The 15,361-nt window shown below is 74.8% G+C and carries 13 protein-coding genes; 6 read left to right on the plus strand and 7 right to left on the minus strand.

The features are described 5' to 3' along the window. Both HLB15_RS17545 and dnaG read left to right on the plus strand, forming a co-directional pair. On the plus strand, positions 1 to 474 hold a 474-nt coding region (locus HLB15_RS17545; protein WP_212760018.1), incomplete at its 5' end, for a helix-turn-helix domain-containing protein. 10 nt (positions 475 to 484) lie between these two features. Continuing rightward, positions 485 to 2,422: a DNA primase gene (gene dnaG, locus HLB15_RS17550; RefSeq protein WP_171107042.1), complete on the plus strand. Its 1,938-nt coding sequence runs from the start codon at positions 485 to 487 to the stop codon at positions 2,420 to 2,422. A gap of 7 nt (positions 2,423 to 2,429) precedes the next feature. Here dnaG and HLB15_RS17555 read toward each other — a convergent pair whose 3' ends face one another. Continuing rightward, complete coding sequence (locus HLB15_RS17555) at positions 2,430 to 3,851, minus strand: MDR family MFS transporter (protein WP_171107043.1); 1,422 nt, start codon at positions 3,849 to 3,851, stop codon at positions 2,430 to 2,432. A 58-nt stretch (positions 3,852 to 3,909) separates the two neighbouring features. Then, on the minus strand, positions 3,910 to 4,185 hold the full coding sequence (locus tag HLB15_RS17560) for a helix-turn-helix transcriptional regulator (RefSeq protein ID WP_171107044.1): 276 nt from the start codon (positions 4,183 to 4,185) through the stop codon (positions 3,910 to 3,912). A gap of 59 nt (positions 4,186 to 4,244) precedes the next feature. On the opposite strand from HLB15_RS17560, the gene map reads away from it, so the two are divergent. Further along, positions 4,245 to 5,021, plus strand: coding sequence for a type I methionyl aminopeptidase (map, locus tag HLB15_RS17565; protein WP_171107045.1), 777 nt, complete (start codon positions 4,245 to 4,247; stop codon positions 5,019 to 5,021). Here the strand turns inward: map and HLB15_RS17570 are convergent, their stop codons facing one another. Then, entirely contained in the window at positions 5,022 to 5,501 is a 480-nt protein-coding gene (locus HLB15_RS17570; RefSeq protein ID WP_171107046.1) for a MarR family winged helix-turn-helix transcriptional regulator, read from the minus strand. A 97-nt stretch (positions 5,502 to 5,598) separates the two neighbouring features. Here HLB15_RS17570 and HLB15_RS17575 point away from each other — a divergent pair, with 97 nt between their 5' ends. Then, positions 5,599 to 6,987, plus strand: coding sequence for an FAD-binding oxidoreductase (locus HLB15_RS17575; protein ID WP_171107047.1), 1,389 nt, complete (start codon positions 5,599 to 5,601; stop codon positions 6,985 to 6,987). Between the two features lie 57 nt (positions 6,988 to 7,044). Here HLB15_RS17575 and HLB15_RS17580 read toward each other — a convergent pair whose 3' ends face one another. Further along, on the minus strand, positions 7,045 to 7,977 hold the full coding sequence (locus HLB15_RS17580; protein WP_171107048.1) for an aldo/keto reductase: 933 nt from the start codon (positions 7,975 to 7,977) through the stop codon (positions 7,045 to 7,047). A 41-nt stretch (positions 7,978 to 8,018) separates the two neighbouring features. Beyond that, positions 8,019 to 8,885: an aldo/keto reductase gene (locus HLB15_RS17585; RefSeq protein WP_171107049.1), complete on the minus strand. Its 867-nt coding sequence runs from the start codon at positions 8,883 to 8,885 to the stop codon at positions 8,019 to 8,021. A gap of 101 nt (positions 8,886 to 8,986) precedes the next feature. Between HLB15_RS17585 and HLB15_RS17590 the strand changes: the two genes are divergently transcribed. Beyond that, positions 8,987 to 9,892 carry a LysR family transcriptional regulator gene (locus HLB15_RS17590; RefSeq protein ID WP_229785046.1) on the plus strand — a complete coding sequence of 302 codons (906 nt, stop codon included), beginning with the start codon at positions 8,987 to 8,989 and terminating at the stop codon, positions 9,890 to 9,892. Between the two features lie 44 nt (positions 9,893 to 9,936). On the opposite strand, the gene HLB15_RS17595 is transcribed toward HLB15_RS17590, so the two are convergent. Together HLB15_RS17595 and HLB15_RS17600 are read right to left on the minus strand one after the other, a co-directional pair. Further along, a complete protein-coding gene (locus HLB15_RS17595) occupies positions 9,937 to 11,982 on the minus strand; it encodes an NPCBM/NEW2 domain-containing protein (protein ID WP_171107050.1) in 2,046 nt (681 codons plus the stop codon). 121 nt (positions 11,983 to 12,103) lie between these two features. Continuing rightward, positions 12,104 to 12,991, minus strand: coding sequence for an AraC family transcriptional regulator (locus tag HLB15_RS17600; protein ID WP_171107051.1), 888 nt, complete (start codon positions 12,989 to 12,991; stop codon positions 12,104 to 12,106). Between the two features lie 122 nt (positions 12,992 to 13,113). Here HLB15_RS17600 and HLB15_RS17605 point away from each other — a divergent pair. Further along, positions 13,114 to 15,361: DUF5107 domain-containing protein (locus HLB15_RS17605; protein ID WP_212760019.1), on the plus strand; the 2,248-nt coding region annotated here is incomplete at its 3' end.

Below are 15,361 nucleotides of genomic sequence, written 5' to 3' on the forward strand. Positions count from 1 at the left end.
ATCGGCCGCGCCCTCGCGGGCGACGCCGTGGGCGCGGTCGCCGCGGTCACACCGCTGCTGGCCGCTGCCGCGGCGCGCACCCGCACGGAACGCTCGACGGCGGCGCTCGCGACCCTGCGCGAGGTGTTCGCCGCGATCGCCGACGCCGTGCCGGGCACGACGGTCGCGACCCTCGCCGAGGGGCTGGGCACCACCCCGCGGTCGCTGCAGCGGCTGTTCGCGCAGTGGGTCGGCGTGAGCCCCAAGTGGGTGCTGCAGCGCCACCGCGTGCACCTGGCCGCGGAGCTGCTGGGGCGGGACCCCGGCCTCGACCTGGCGGGGCTGGCCGCCGCCGTCGGCTACTACGATCAGGCGCACTTCACGGGCGACTTCGTGCGCGCCGTGGGGACGACGCCGGGGGAGTACGCGCGGCGCTGCGCCACGGCGCTCGCCGGACCGGGGACGGTGGCGGCCGGGCCCGCGCCGCCCGCATAGACTGCTGGACGTGGCCGGGCTGATCAGACGTGAGGACGTGGACCTGGTCCGCGAGCGCGCGCGGATCGACGAGATCGTCTCGGCGCACGTGACCCTCAAGCCCGCCGGCGTCGGCGCGCTCGTGGGTCTGTGCCCGTTCCACGACGAGCGCAGCCCGAGCTTCAACGTGCGGCCGAGCGTCGGCCGGTACCACTGCTTCGGCTGCGGCGAGGGCGGCGACGTCATCGAGTTCGTCATGAAGATGGACGGGATGAGCTTCACCGAGGCCGTGGAGTACCTCGCGGGCCGCACCGGCGTGCAGCTCCGCTACGAGGAGGGCGGCCCGGCCCGCCCGCGCGAGGAGCCGGGCAGGCGGCAGCGCCTGCTCGAGGCGAACCGCGTGGCCGCCGAGTTCTACGCGGAGCAGCTCATGGGCCCGGAGGCGTCGGTGGCGCGCGCGTTCCTCGCCGAGCGCAGCTTCGACCGGTCGGACGCCGAGCGGTTCGGCGTCGGCTTCGCGCCCCAGGGCTGGGACTCGCTCCAGCGGCACCTGCAGGGGCGCGGCTTCACGCAGGCGGAGCTCGTGGCGAGCGGGCTCGTGTCGCAGGGGCAGCGTGGCATCTACGACCGGTTCCGCGGCCGCCTCGTGTGGCCGATCCGCGACGTCACGGGCGCCGTGATCGGGTTCGGGGCGCGGCGCCTGTTCGAGGAGGACCAGGGGCCCAAGTACCTCAACACGCCCGAGACCAGCCTCTACAAGAAGTCGCAGGTGCTGTACGGGATCGACCTCGCCAAGCGGGAGATCGCGCGCGGCAAGCGCGTCGTGGTGGTCGAGGGGTACACGGACGTCATGGCGGCGCACCTGTCGGGCGTGACGACGGCCGTGGCGACCTGCGGCACCGCGTTCGGCGCCGACCACGCCAAGGTGGTGCGGCGCCTGCTCGGGGACACGACGGCGGGCGGGGGGCTGCAGCTCAAGTCCGGCGCGAGCCTGGGCGGCGAGATCATCTTCACGTTCGACGGCGACGCCGCGGGGCAGAAGGCCGCGGTCCGGGCCTTCGGCGAGGACCAGCGGTTCTTCGCGCAGACGTTCGTCGCGGTCGAGCCGAGCGGCATGGACCCGTGCGAGCTGCGCATGGCGCGCGGGCCGGAGGCGGTGCGCGCGCTCGTGGGCGGCCGCGAGCCCCTGTTCCAGTTCGTGGTGCGCAGCAGGCTCGACGAGTTCGACCTCGACACGGCGGAGGGCCGCGTGGGCGCGCTGCGAGCGGCGGCCCCGATCGTCGCGGGCATTCGCGACGCGGCGCTGCGCCCGGAGTACGCGCGCCTGCTCGCGGGGTGGATCGGGACGGACGAGCGGTCGGTGGTGCGCGAGATCCAGCGGGCGGCGAGCACGCCGACGCTGCGCGAGGCCCCGGTGACGGCGGGGCCGGGCGGGCGCGGTGCGCCGGAGGCCGGGCCACGCCCCGCGTCGGGTGCGCTGCCGCAGGTGCCGATGCCGGACCCGCGCGACCCGGTCGCCCGCGACGAGCGGCTCGCGCTGGTCGCGGTGCTGCAGTACCCGCAGCACGTGCCGGCGTCGTTCGACGGGCTGGGCGAGGACGCGTTCTCGGTGCCGGCGTGGCGCGCGGTGCACACCGCGATCCGCGCGGCGGGCGGGGTCACGGCGGGCCGCGAGCTCTCGGGCGCGCAGTGGGTCGCCGCGGTGCTGGAGCAGGCCTCGGAGACCGTGGCGGGCCTGGTCACCCAGCTCTCGGTCGCGACGCTGCCGGAGGACCGGGAGGCGGCGGTCCCGGCGTTCGTCGAGGGCCTCGTGCGGCGCGTCGTCGACCTCGGGCTGATGCGCCGCGTGGCCGACGCGCGCAGCCGCCTCCAGCGCATCGACCCCGCGGACACGGAGGCCTACCAGGCGGCGTTCACGGAGCTCCTGGCGATCGAGGCCGAGCGGAGGACCCTGCGCGAGAGCGCGTGAGCCGCGCTCAGGCGGCGGGTGCCGTACGGCGGGGGTCGTCGCGGGGGAGCAGGAGGACCGTGCCGATCATGAGTGCGGCGCACCCCACCACGCACCAGGACACGAGGTGCATCGCGTCGTTGAGGCCCGCACCCTCCGGCGTGCCGTCGGGGCCGACCACCGTGAGCGCGTTGACCACCGCGCCGAGCGCCGCGACGCCGACGGCCTGCCCGATCGACCGGGCGAACATGTTCGTCGCCGTCACGGCGCCGCGCTCGCCCCAGCCGACGCTGTGCTGTGCGGCCAGGAGCGTCGGCACGGCCACCAGACCCATGCCGAACCCGATGACCAGCACGGACACCGAGATCTGCCACACGGGCGTGTCCTGGCCCAGCAGGAGGGTCAGCAGCGCGCCCGCGAGCACGAGCGACGAGCCGATGATCGAGGTCCGGCGGAACCCGATGCTCAGGTAGATCCGCCCGGACAGCGTCGCGGCCACGGGCCAGCCCAAGGTGAACGCGGCCAGGGCGAACCCCGCGACGAGCGGCCCGACGCCGAGCACGCCCTGCGCGTAGATCGGCACGTAGGTGGACAGGCCCAGCGTGATGACGCCGACCATGAGCGACGCCGCCGTCGACGCGCCCACGACCCGGCGGCGCAGCAGCCGCAGGTCGAAGATCGGGTGGGCCGTGCGCCGCGCCGTGACGGCGAACGCCGCGAGCAGCAGCACCGAGGCCGCGAAGATGCCGACCGACTGCGGGGAGGCCCAGCCCCAGGCGTGGCCGCCCTCGAGCAGGCCCAGCACGAGCGCCGTGCTGCCCGCGGTGAGCAGCACCGCACCGACGTAGTCGACGGGCTCGCGCTCGCCGTCGCGCTGCTTCTCGTGGAACCTGCGCCAGAGAGCGAGCAGGGCGACCGCGCTGATCGGCACGTTGATCCAGAAGATCCACCGCCAGCTCACGAACTGGCTGAACACCCCGCCGAGAGTGGGGCCGAGCACCGAGGAGACCGCCCAGACGCTGGCCATGTAGCCCTGCGTCTTCGCCCGCTCGGCGAGCGTGTAGATGTCGCTCGCGATGGTCATCGACATCGGCAGGATGGCGCCGCCGCCGAGGCCCTGCAGCACGCGCGCCCCGATCAGGGCGGGCATGCTCCAGGCCACGGCGCACAGCACGGAGCCGAGCAGGAACAGCAGGATGCCCGCCGTCATGACGCGCTTGCGGCCGAAGACGTCGGCCAGCCGCCCGTAGACGGGCACCGTCACGGCCTGTGCGAGCGTGTAGGCGGAGAACAGCCACGGCACCTGCTCGAACGCGCCGAGCTCGCGCGCGATGGTGGTCGAGGCGGTCGCCAGGATCGTGGCGTCGAGCGCGACGAGCGAGGTGGCGAGCATGAGCGCGCCGAGAATCGGGCCCCGGTCGCCGCGGAGGCCGAGGCGGGTGTCGGTCATGGTGTCGGACTCCTGCACGACACATGCAAAGTTGCCCGGGTCACCGGGTATTCCCGGTTCAGGAGGCGATCTCCGCCGCCTTCCCGTCCCGCGCCCCGCTCACCTCGGCCCAGAGCTCGTCGAGCGAGAGGCCGAGCACCTCGGCCAGCGCCGCCACCGTCGGGAACGCGGGCGTGGCCACGCGGCCGGTCTCGATCTTGCGCAGCGTCTCGGGCGACACGCGGGCCGCGAGGGCGACGTCCAGCATGGGGCGGTCCCCGCGGGCGCGCCGCAGGAGGGCGCCGAGGCGCTGACCGCGTTCGATCTCGGACGGGGTGAGCGGGAGCCTGACCATGGGACGATGATAGTACCGGTATTACTTGACCGGTATAGTTTGACCGGTACGATCATCCCATGATCGAGATCCTGACCCCGACCGAGGTCGACCGCGCGCGGGACACCGGCGCCCTCGTCGGCGACATCCTGCAGACCCTGCGCCGCCGCACGACCGTCGGCACGTCCCTCCTGGACATCGACGCCTGGGCCCGCGAGCTCATCGCGGAGGCGGGCGCGCAGTCCTGCTACGTCGACTACGCGCCGTCGTTCGGGCGCGGCCCCTTCGGCCACCACGTCTGCACCGCGGTCAACGACGCCGTCCTGCACGGCATGCCTCGTGACCAGGCGCTCGCCGACGGTGACCTGCTCACGCTCGACCTCGCCGTCTCGCTGGACGGCGTCGCGGCGGACGCGGCGACCAGCTTCCTGGTGGGCGAGGCGCGGCCGCCGGAGAGCGTCGCCCTGATCGAGGCGACCGAGCGCGCGCTCGAGGCCGCCGTCGCGGCCGTGGTGCCCGGTGCGCGGGTCGGCGACGTCTCGCACGCGATCGGCCAGGTGCTGACCGGTGCGGGGTACCGGGTCAACACCGAGTTCGGCGGCCACGGCATCGGCTCGTCGATGCACCAGGACCCGCACGTCGCGAACATCGGCAGGCCCGGGCGCGGCTTCCGGCTGCGGCCCGGCCTGCTGCTCGCGCTCGAGCCCTGGGTCATGGCCGACACCGACGAGCTCGTCGTCGACCCCGACGGCTGGACCCTGCGCAGCGCGACCGGCTGCCGGACGGCCCACAGCGAGCACACGATCGCCGTCACGGAGGACGGCGCGGAGATCCTCACGCTGCCGCGGGCCGCGTAGTCAGCCCGGGGCGTTCCCCGGCCGGCCCTCCGGCAGGGGGCGGGTGCCGGCGTCCGGCACGGCCTCGGCGACGCGGCCCAGGATGTCGAGGAAGGACTCGGCGTCGCCGGGGCCCGCGCCGATCGCCTCGCGGAGCATCTCGTCGAAGCGGATCGCGGCCGCCTTGAGCCGCTGGTAGAGCGCCTCGCCCTCGGCGGTCACCTCGATGCGCTGGACGCGGCGGTTGGCGTCGTCGCGCGTGCGGACCACGAGCCCGCGCTCCTCCATGGAGCGCAGGTGGTGCGTCATCGTCGCCTCCCGGACTCCGACGGCGTCGGCCAGCTCCCGCTGCGTGGCCGGCGTGCCCTGGTGCAGCGCGAGCAGGATGTGCCACACCTGCCACCCGGCGCCCTCCTGTGCCAGGAGCGCGTCGAACGCGCGCATGACACGCTGGACGGACTGCCACATCGCGACGGCGACGGGGACGGGGTGGGGTCGCATGGGCGAAGCGTAGTTCGGCAGGGGCCAAAATGCATTGACGGCTAATCCTTAGAGATCTAACCTTCCGGCACCTGATCGCCCCGCCCCAGGAGGACCCATGTCCGCGCAGTCCACCCCGTCGACGCAGTCCACGCACGACGCCGCTCTCGCCCCGCTCGCCGCCGAGCTCGGCGACCGGCTGCTCACCCCGGCCGCCGCCGCCTTCGCCGACACGGCGACGGTGTTCGTCGGCGGTCCGCCACGCACGCCCGCCGCGATCGCCCGGGTCCGCACCGCCGCGGAGATCGCCACGGCGCTCGCCGTCGCGCAGGACGCCGGGCTCCCCGTCGCCGTCCGCGCGGGCGGCCACCACCAGGCGCGGCACGCCCTGGTCGACGGCGGCCTCGTGCTGGACCTGCGCCTCATGGACGGCGTCGAGCTCGACGCCGCGTCCGGTGTCGGGCGGGCCCAGGGCGGGGTCCTCGCCGGCGCCTATACCGAGGCGGCGGGGGAGCGGGGGCTGGCGACCGGGTTCGGCGACACGGGGTCGGTCGGCGTCGCGGGCATCACGCTCGGCGGCGGCATCGGCTACCTGAGCCGGCGGCTCGGCCTGACCGTCGACAACCTGCTCGGCGCCGAGGTAGTGCTCGCCGACGGCCGCGTGGTCCGCGCCGACGCCGACGAGAACCCCGACCTCTTCTGGGCCCTGCGGGGCGGCGGCGGCAACTTCGGCGTCGTCACCCGTCTGGACCTGCGGCTGCACGAGGTCGCCACGGTGACCGGCGGCATGATGATGTGGCGGCCCACGACGGACGCCCTCGTCACGATCCTGCGCACCCTCGCGGACGGCCCGGACGAGATCTCCGGCATGGTCAACGTCATGCTCGCCCCGCCGGCGCCGATGGTGCCGGAGGAGCTGCGCGGCAAGCCCGTGCTCATGGCGCTGCTGTGCCACCCGGGCGCCGGGGCGGACGAGACGTTCGCGCCGCTGCGCGCGCTCGACCCTCTGCTCGACGGCGTGACCGAGCTGCCCTACGCCGGCCTGTTCGGCGGCGGCGGCCCCCAGCCCGGTGGGATCGGCGACCTGCGCACCGGCTTCCTCGGCACGGGAACCTGGTCGCCCGACGAGGCGTGGGCGACGGCGGCGATCGAGGCGGTCTCGGCGTCACCCGGCCCGGCCGCGATCAACATCCGCCCCATGGGCGGGGCCATCGCGCGGGTCGACGCCGACGCGACGGCGTTCGCGCACCGCGACCCGGCGTTCATGGTGGCGGTGGGCGGCAACGCGCCGTCCCTCGAGGGGCTCCCGGTCGCGCAGGAGTGGACGGCGTCGGCCGCCGCGGCGCTCGGGATCGAGGGCCGCGGCTACGTGAACTTCATGGGCACGGCGACGCAGGACGACGTCCGCGCCGCGTACCCGGGGCCGACCCTGACCCGCCTCCGCGAGGTCAAGCGCGCCTACGACCCTACGAACGTCTTCGCGGCCACCCACAACATCCGTCCCTGACACACATCCGTCCCTGACACGGTGGCCGGCCGGTCCGCCGGCCGGCCACCGGAACCGTCAGGGGACGGTGTAGCCCGCCGTGCGGAACATCTCGTACCACTCGGCCCGCGTCAGCGGGACGTCCGAGCCCTGGGCCGCGCCCGCGACCCGCTCCGGTGTCGTGGTGCCCAGCACCACCTGCATCTGCGCGGGGTGGCGGGTGATCCAGGCCGTGGCGATCGCGATGGCGGGCACGTCGTACTTCGCCGCCAGCCGGTCGATCACCGCGTTGAGCTCGGGGTACTCGGGCGACCCGAGGAACGTGCCGCTGAAGAAGCCGGCCTGGAACGGCGACCACGCCTGGACGGTGATGTCGTGCAGGCGGCAGTAGTCGAGGGTGCCGGAGTCCCGGCTGACCGACTGGTCCAGCGCCTGCATGTTCGCGGCGACGCCCTGGGCCACCAGCGGCGCGTGCGTCACCGAGAGCTGGAGCTGGTTGGCCACGAGCGGCTGCGTCACCGACGTCTTGAGCAGCTCGATCTGGCCCGGCGTGTGGTTCGAGACGCCGAACGCCCGCACCTTGCCCGCCGTCTGCAGCTCGTCGAACGCGCGGGCCACCTCGTCCGGCTCCACGAGGGCGTCCGGGCGGTGCAGCAGCAGGATGTCGATGTAGTCGGTGCCCAGCGCCTCGAGCGAGCCGTTCACCGACTCGACGATGTGCTCGGACGAGAAGTCGAAGTACGGCCCCTCGCGGACGATGCCCGCCTTGGTCTGCAGGACGATCTCCGCGCGCTCCGACGACGAGAGCTGCATCGCCTCGGCGAACCGCCGCTCGCAGCCGTGCAGCGCCGAGCCGTAGACGTCGGCGTGGTCGAAGAACGAGATGCCGGCGTCGCGGGCGGTCCTGACGAGGGTGCGCACCTCCTCGTCGGTCTTCTCCTGGATGCGCATGAGCCCCAGCACGACGTTCGGGACGGTGAGCTCCGTCCCCGGCAGGGTGAAGGTCTTCACGTGAGGTGTCTCCTCGGTCTGTCGATCGGTTCGGCTCGGGGTCAGACCGCCGACAGGCGGGCGACCTCGTCGGCGGTGAGCGTGAGGTCGGCAGCCTGCGCCGAGTCCTGGATGCTCTCGGGCCGCGAGGCCCCGGGGATCGGCACGACGACGGGCGCCAGCGCCAGCTCCCACGCCAGCGTCACGCGGAACGGCGAGACCCCGTGCGCGTCCGCGACCTCCTGGAAGGCCGCGTACTCGGCGCCGAGCTCGCCCGAGCGGGCCAGCGAGATGCCGCCCAGCGGGCTCCAGGGCAGGAACGCGACGCCGAGCTCCGCGCACAGCTCGAGCTCGGGCAGCGAGGAGCGGAACCGCGGGGAGAACTGGTTCTGCACCGACACCAGGCGGCCGCCCAGGATGTCGTTGGCCTCGCGGATCTGCTCGGGGTTCGCGTTCGAGATGCCGGCCATCTCGATGACGCCCTCGTCGAGCAGGTCGCGGATCGCGCCCACGGAGTCGGCGTAGGGCACCTCCGGGTCGGGCCGGTGGAACTGGTACAGCCCGATGGCCTCGACGCCGAGGCGCTTGGCGGACGCCTTCGCGGCCTCCTTGAGGTACTCGGGCCGGCCGTCCCGCGTCCAGGAGCCGTCGCCCGGGCGCAGGTGGCCGCCCTTGGTCGCGACCAGGACGCCGGAGGCGTCGCCGCCCCACGAGCGCAGCGCCTCGGCGATGAGCTCCTCGTTGTGGCCCACCTCGTCGGCGTGCAGGTGGTAGGCGTCGGCCGTGTCGATGAAGGTCACGCCCGCGTCGAGCGCGGCGTGGATGGTCGCGACGGAGCGGTCGCGGTCCGGGCGCCCCTCGATGGACATCGGCATGCCGCCGAGGCCGATCGCGGAGACGGAGCGTCCGCCGATGGTGCGTTCCTGCATGAGTTCCTCCTTGTACCGGTACCGGTCGAGCCGAGACTAGGAACGGATAACCTAGAAGTCCAACAACTTGTCGTCATCATTCCTAGAAGTGGTAGTGATCAATGGAACTGCGTCAGATGGAGTACCTCGTCGCGCTCGCGGACGAACGCCAGTTCACCCGGGCCGCCGAGCTCACCGGCGTCTCCCAGTCCGGCCTGTCCGCCGCCATCCGCAACCTCGAGGCCGAGCTGGGCACCAGGCTGTTCACGCGGACCACCCGGCGGGTCGAGCCCACGGAGGCGGGTCTCGCGCTGCTGCCCTTCGCCCGTTCCATGCTCTCCTGTGCGACCGAAGCTCGCGACGCGGTGGTCCAGGTGTCCCGTGAGCTGGCCGGGACGCTGCGGGTCGGCGCGGAGCAGTGCCTCGGCCTGGTCGACGTCGCCTCTCTGCTCGAGCGCTTCCACCGGCGCTACCCGCGCGTCGAGATCGCCTTCACGCAGGCGGGCTCGCACGAGCTGCTCGCGGGGGTGCGTGACGGCGACCTCGACGCCGCGTTCGTCGCCACCGCCGACCACGTGGGCGTGCTGCCGCGCACGGTGCTGGGCCAGGAGCCGGTGGTGCTGCTGTGCCCGCCCGAGCACCCGCTCGCGTCGCGGGCGGCGGTCGACCGGGCCGACCTCGCCGGCGAGAGCTTCATCGACTTCCACCCCTCGTGGGCGGTGCGGCAGCTCAACGACGACGCGTTCGCGGCCCGGGGCGTGCGCCGCCGGGTGCGGTTCAGCGTGAACGACGTGCACACGCTGCTCGACCTGGTCGACCGCGGGCTCGGTGTCGCGCTCGTGCCGCGGCACGTCGCGGGCAAGCCGCAGGCCGCCCGCCTCGTGGTGGTCCCGGTCGAGGCGGACGGCGCAGCGGACTGGGTGGTCTCGGTGGTGACGAGCCCGGGCCACGACTCCGCCGCCCCGCACTTCGTGGAGCTCCTGGACGACGCCCCGGCTACCGTGCCGCCGCCGGTGCCGGTGCCGTAGCCGCCCAGCCGTCGTCGAGCACCCGTCGTCAGGAGCGGGCGGCGTCAGCAGCGTGCCGTGAGCGAGAGCCAGTCGGCGCGGTCGTTGTAGCCGCCGTCGCCCGCGTCCGCGACCCGCAGCGACAGGTCGCGGACGCCGGTCACGTCGAGGTCGAACGGCACGGCGGCGCCCCGCTCGACGGTGCCGCTGCTCCACAGCAGCGCCCCGTCGCCGACGACGGCGAACGTCGCCGTGCCGCCCTCCGGCCCGACCGTGTCCACGACGTCGTCGATGCCGACCGCTCCCGCGAGGCCGGTGCACGCCCCGCCGAGGTGGTACCGGACCACCGAGGCACTGGCCACGCCGAGCCCGGTCTCGTGCACGACACCGGCCACGGTGAGCGGTGACCCCCCGCCGACGCTCGCGTCGACGGTGGGCTCCAGCCAGCCGCTGGTGGCGCTCACCCACGGGTGCCGTGACAGCGCGACGGCGGCACCCGACGGCGCGGCGGGCGCGACCGTGACGGCCGACGGCGGCGTGGTGACCCGGCCCGCCCCGGACGTCACCCGGGCGGCCAGCGGGTACCCGCCGGTCGCCGCGTCGGTCGGCACGTCGAGCACGAACGCGACCGTCGCGGTCCCGCCCGGCCGCACCACACGGGGCGCCGTACCCAGCGGGCGGGCGGTCCAGCCGTCGGGCACGACCGGCGTGACGCGCGGGGACCGCACGGGCGTGCTGCCGTCGTTGTGCAGCGTCACCTCGGCGGTCAGCCGGTCGCCCGCGGCGGCGAGCGCGTCGGTGGTGGGCGCGACGTCGTCGGACCCGACGGCCGTGACGACGGGCGGCGCGGCGACCAGGCGCGGGACGCCGTCGGGGCGGGCAGGCGTGACCCGCAGCAGCGCGGTGCCGTGCGCGGGCACGGCCGCGCGGACGGTGCCGGACGACTGCGTGCGCTCGTCGGTCCACGTGTCGAGCACGGTGAACGACCGGCCGCGCAGGCCCAGGTCGCGCGCCGTGGTCGCGACCTCGGCCGGCGCGTCGCCGCGGTTGAGCAGCGCGACGGCGACCGAGCCGTCCGCGAGCGGCTTGGCCCAGGCCTCCGTGGTGCCCGCGGGCCCGACGCGCGTGCCCTGGATCCCGAGGCGGTCCTGGTCGATGGCGAGCACGTCGTCGTCGAGCAGGACGTCGAGCGACTCCTGGCTCAGCGTGCGCGGGTCGCTCGAGATGACCAGCGGCGCGGCGGCCACGCTCCACAGCGACATCTGGGTGCGGAACTCCTCCGTGGTCATGCCCAGCTCCGGCCCGAGGTAGTCGGGGTCGCTGAAGTGCCCGGGTCCGGCGACCTCGGGGTGGCGCGCGTTGGCGTCGAAGTTGCGCAGCACGTCCTGGTACCGGATCTGCCCGACGAACCCGACGTCGGTGAAGGTGCGCCAGGACTCGGCGATGCCCGGCGCGTAGGTCCACGACCACGTGGACTGCTGCTCGGGCGGGTAGTCGCCCCAGTCGGGCGAGGTCACGGGGTTGCACAGGTTGAAGATCATCGACCGGCCCGCGCTGTTGGCGCGCAGGGCCCGGGCGAACGCGGTGAACGCCTCCTCGGGGTCGAGGTCGGCGGCGATGCCGCACAGGAAGTCGACCTTGACGGCGTCGTACCCCCACTCCGCGAAGGTGTCGGCGTCCGTCTGGTAGTGGCCGCCGCTGCCCAGGCCGCACGTGCCCGGGATGTAAGGGCCCGCGTCGGTGTAGATGCCGGCGCGCAGGCCGCGGTCGTGGATCGCGTCGGCGAGCGCGGCCATGCCCTCGGGGAAGCGTTCGGCGTCGCCCTGCAGGCGGCCGTCGGCGCCGCGCGGCACGTCGGCCTGCCAGCCGCCGTCGAGCCAGACGATGTCGTAGCCCGCCTCCGCGAGCCCCGACGCGACGAGGAAGTCGGCCACGTCGAGCACCTCGTCGGCGGTGAAGTCGCCGCCCAGGCCGTAGTAGGTGTTCCAGCCCTGGTAGGGCGTGGGGCTCGGGCCGGTGCCGGCCGGGTCGGCCGCGGCGCCGGGTGCTGGTGCGGCCAGGGCGAGCAGGGGAGCGAGCAGAATGGCGGCTGCTCGGCGAAGAACGGTCACAGCGTCTCCTGACGTCGTCGTCGGGTGCGGACCCGTCCATCACAGCGCGCGGCACGGGCCGGGCGGAATGCAGAGGACGACGCACCCGCATGGATGATCCGCTGCTGACGATCCGCTGCCGTCACCGGTCCCGGTCGTGCGCCCCGCGCCGGAAGTCGGTCGGGCTGCACGCGTGCACGCTGCGGAACTGCCGCGAGAAGTAGAACGGGTCGTCGTACCCGACGGCGCGCGCGATGTCGGCGACGGGCAGCTGCGTCGTGATGAGCAGCTCGCACGCGCGCGCCATGCGCAGCCGCTTGACGTACTCGATGACGCCGCCGCCGGTCGCGGCCCGGAAACGCGCCGAGAAGTGGGACGTGCTCAGACCGAACCGCCGCGCGAGCGCCGCCACCTCGACCACGGAGTCCAGGTGCGTGCGCAGGTACTCCTGCGCGGCGCGCACCGGCTCGCCGCGCAGCGGGCTGCCCGCCGCGGCGTCGGCCCCGACCTGGGCCAGCACGGACCACGCCGCGCCCGCGCAGCGCAGCAGGCTCGGGTAGGTCTCGTCGGTCTCCAAGGCCTCGACGACGCGCTCCAGGTCGGCGACGAGGCGCACCTGGTCGTGCACCTCGACGACGGCGACGCCGTCCGGCCCCGCGTGCCGGACCAGGTCGCGCTCGAACTCCGCGGCATCGGTGCCGCGGGCGTGCATCCACCAGATCGTCCATGGGTCGTCGTCGTCCGCCCAGTACTCGTGCGGCACGCCCGCCGGGATGACGAGAGCGCGAGCGGCGTCGACACGGTGCAGGTCGTCGGGCGTGCGGCACCAGCCACGGCCGGCGGCGGACACGATGACGATGGTCCCGGAGGCGCCGCGCGTCCGCGCCCGCCCGTGGTTGGCGGCGTGCGGGAAGTAGCCGGCGTCGGTGACGAGCAGCCGTGACGTGGGTCCGGAACGGGCCGCCGCGGCCGCGACGGCCCCCGGCAGCACGCGCAGGCGCTGCCCCGGGAAGCCGTCGCGGATCCGCATGGCGGGAGCGTAGACCCGCCCGGCCGGGCGTGTCAGCAGTCCGCGGGATCGTCGGATCGTCCAGGCAAGTGCGTCGATACGTCGCTTCCGCCGGTCCGGGTGGCCTTCGTAGCGTCGGACGCATGCTCGATGTGGAGTCCGTGCTCGACCTCCCCGGCCGGCCCGACCACCTGGCCGGCCGGGCGGTGGCCGCCTGGGCGGCGCCCCTGACGCTGACCACCTACGACCCCCTGCCGCCCGACCGCTTCCCCGCGTACCTCGACCGGCGGGTCTACCAGGGGTCGTCGGGGCGCGTGTACCCGCTGCCGTTCCACCACCAGATCGCCGACGAGCCGCGTCCCCGCGCCTGGCAGGCCGTGCACCTGGAGAACGACTGGCTGCGCGTGGTCGTGCTGCCGGAGCTCGGCGGGCGGATCCACGTCGCCCGCGAGCGCTCCACCGGCCACGACCTGTTCTGGGCCAACCCCGTCGTCAAGCCCGCGCTGGTCGGCCTCGCGGGCCCGTGGGTCGCGGGCGGCGTCGAGCTGAACTGGCCGCAGCACCACCGCCCGGCCACCTACCTGCCGGTGGACGTCGAGATCGAGGAGGAGCCCGACGGCGCGGTCGTGGTCTGGTGCTCCGACCACGACCCGTTCACCCGGATGAAGGGCATGCACGGCGTGCGCCTGCGGCCCGACAGCGCCGTGCTGGAGCTGGCCGTGCGCCTCGCCAACCGCACCGAGCTGCCCCAGACGTTCCTCTGGTGGGCCAACGTGGCCGCCAAGGTCGACGACGACTACCAGTCCTTCTTCCCGCACGACGTCACCTGGGTCGCCGACCACGCGCGCCGTGCCGTCACCGCGTTCCCGCACGCCGACCGGCCCTACTACGGCGTCGACTACCCGGCGCTCGCCGCCTCGGGCGGGGACCGGATCGACTGGTACCGCAACATCCCCGTGCCGACGTCGTACATGTGCCTGGGCAGCGACGAGGAGTTCTTCGGCGGGTACGACCACGCGAGCGGCGTCGGGTTCGTGCACGTGGCCGACCGCGCGCTCTCGCCCGGCAAGAAGCAGTGGACCTGGGGCAACGCCCCGTTCGGCCACGCGTGGGACGCCAACCTGGCCGACGACGGGTCGCACTACGTCGAGCTCATGGCCGGGGTGTTCACCGACAACCAGCCCGACTTCGCGCACCTGGCGCCCGGCGAGACCAAGGTGTTCTCGCAGTACTGGTACCCGGTCCGCGACGTCGGGCCGGTCGACCGCGCGACGCTCGACGCCGCGGTGCGGCTCGAGCGCCGGGGCGAGGCGGCGCGCGTCGGCGTCGTCGTGCCCCGGGCCCTGGACGGTGTGACGGTCGCGCTGGCGTCAGGGGGCGCGCGGCTCGCCGCCGACGTCGTCTCCGCCGACCCGGCCCGCCCCGCCCTGCTGGAGCACGCCGTCCCGCCCGGGACCGGCCCGCTCACGGTGACCGTGACGCACGCCGGCCGGACGCTCGTCACCTGGACCGAGCCCGCGGCCGACGCCGCCCCGGCGCCCGAGCCGCGCCCCGCGCAGGAGCCGCCCGCGCCGGACGAGATCGGCACCGTCGAGGAGCTGGCGCTGGTCGCGGAGCACCTCGACCTCTACCGGCACGCGACCCGCGCTCCCGAGCCGTACTGGCACGCGGCGCTCGAGCGGGACCCGGGGCACGTGGACAGCCTGGTCGGGCTCGGGCGGCGTGCCTACGCCGCGGGCCGGTACACCGACGCGGCCGAGCACCTCGGCAGGGCCGTGGAGCGGCTGACCCGCCTGCACCGCAGCCCGCGCGACACGACGGCGCTGTACCTGCTCGGCCTGGCGCGCGAGGCCCTCGGCGACGACGCGGGCGCCTACGACGCGTACGCGCAGGCCTCCTGGGCGCGCGCGTGGCGGGCCCCGGCCGGCTACCGGATGGCGCGCCTCGACGCACGCGCCGGCCGGTACGAGGCCGCGCTCGGCCGGCTCGCCGACGTGCGCCGCACCGAGCCCGACCACCTGCAGGCGCTCGCGCTCACGGTGGTGTGCCACGGCAGGCTGCGGCGGCACGACGACGCTGCCGCCGTGCTCGCGGCGGCGCGCGCCCTCGACCCGCTCGACGCCTGGCTGCGCCACCTCGACGGCCTGCCGGCGAGCGGCGACGCGCAGACGCTGCTCGACGTCGCGATCGAGCTCGCCGGAGTCGGCGAGCACGAGGCGGCGCTGGCCTGCCTCGACGAGGCCGAGGCCCGCGAGGACCACCGGCCCGCCGGGCAGCCCGCGGCGCGTCCGCTGATCGCCTACCACCGGGCGCACGTGCTGCACCGGGCCGGCCGTGACGACGAGGCCGCCGCCGAGCGCGCCCGCGCCCGGGGCACGGACGCCGCCTGGT

This window comes from Promicromonospora citrea (assembly GCF_013004695.1).
GTDB classification, from domain to species: domain Bacteria; phylum Actinomycetota; class Actinomycetes; order Actinomycetales; family Cellulomonadaceae; genus Promicromonospora; species Promicromonospora citrea.

Coding starts and splice junctions, on each gene's coding strand:
- HLB15_RS17555 (WP_171107043.1), bottom strand. CDS start 3,851: ATGACCGACACCCGCCTCGGCCTCCGCGGCGACCGGGGCCCGATTCTC.
- HLB15_RS17560 (WP_171107044.1), bottom strand. CDS start 4,185: ATGGTCAGGCTCCCGCTCACCCCGTCCGAGATCGAACGCGGTCAGCGC.
- map (WP_171107045.1), top strand. CDS start 4,245: ATGATCGAGATCCTGACCCCGACCGAGGTCGACCGCGCGCGGGACACC.
- HLB15_RS17570 (WP_171107046.1), bottom strand. CDS start 5,501: ATGCGACCCCACCCCGTCCCCGTCGCCGTCGCGATGTGGCAGTCCGTC.
- HLB15_RS17575 (WP_171107047.1), top strand. CDS start 5,599: ATGTCCGCGCAGTCCACCCCGTCGACGCAGTCCACGCACGACGCCGCT.
- HLB15_RS17585 (WP_171107049.1), bottom strand. CDS start 8,885: ATGCAGGAACGCACCATCGGCGGACGCTCCGTCTCCGCGATCGGCCTC.
- HLB15_RS17590 (WP_229785046.1), top strand. CDS start 8,987: ATGGAACTGCGTCAGATGGAGTACCTCGTCGCGCTCGCGGACGAACGC.
- HLB15_RS17600 (WP_171107051.1), bottom strand. CDS start 12,991: ATGCGGATCCGCGACGGCTTCCCGGGGCAGCGCCTGCGCGTGCTGCCG.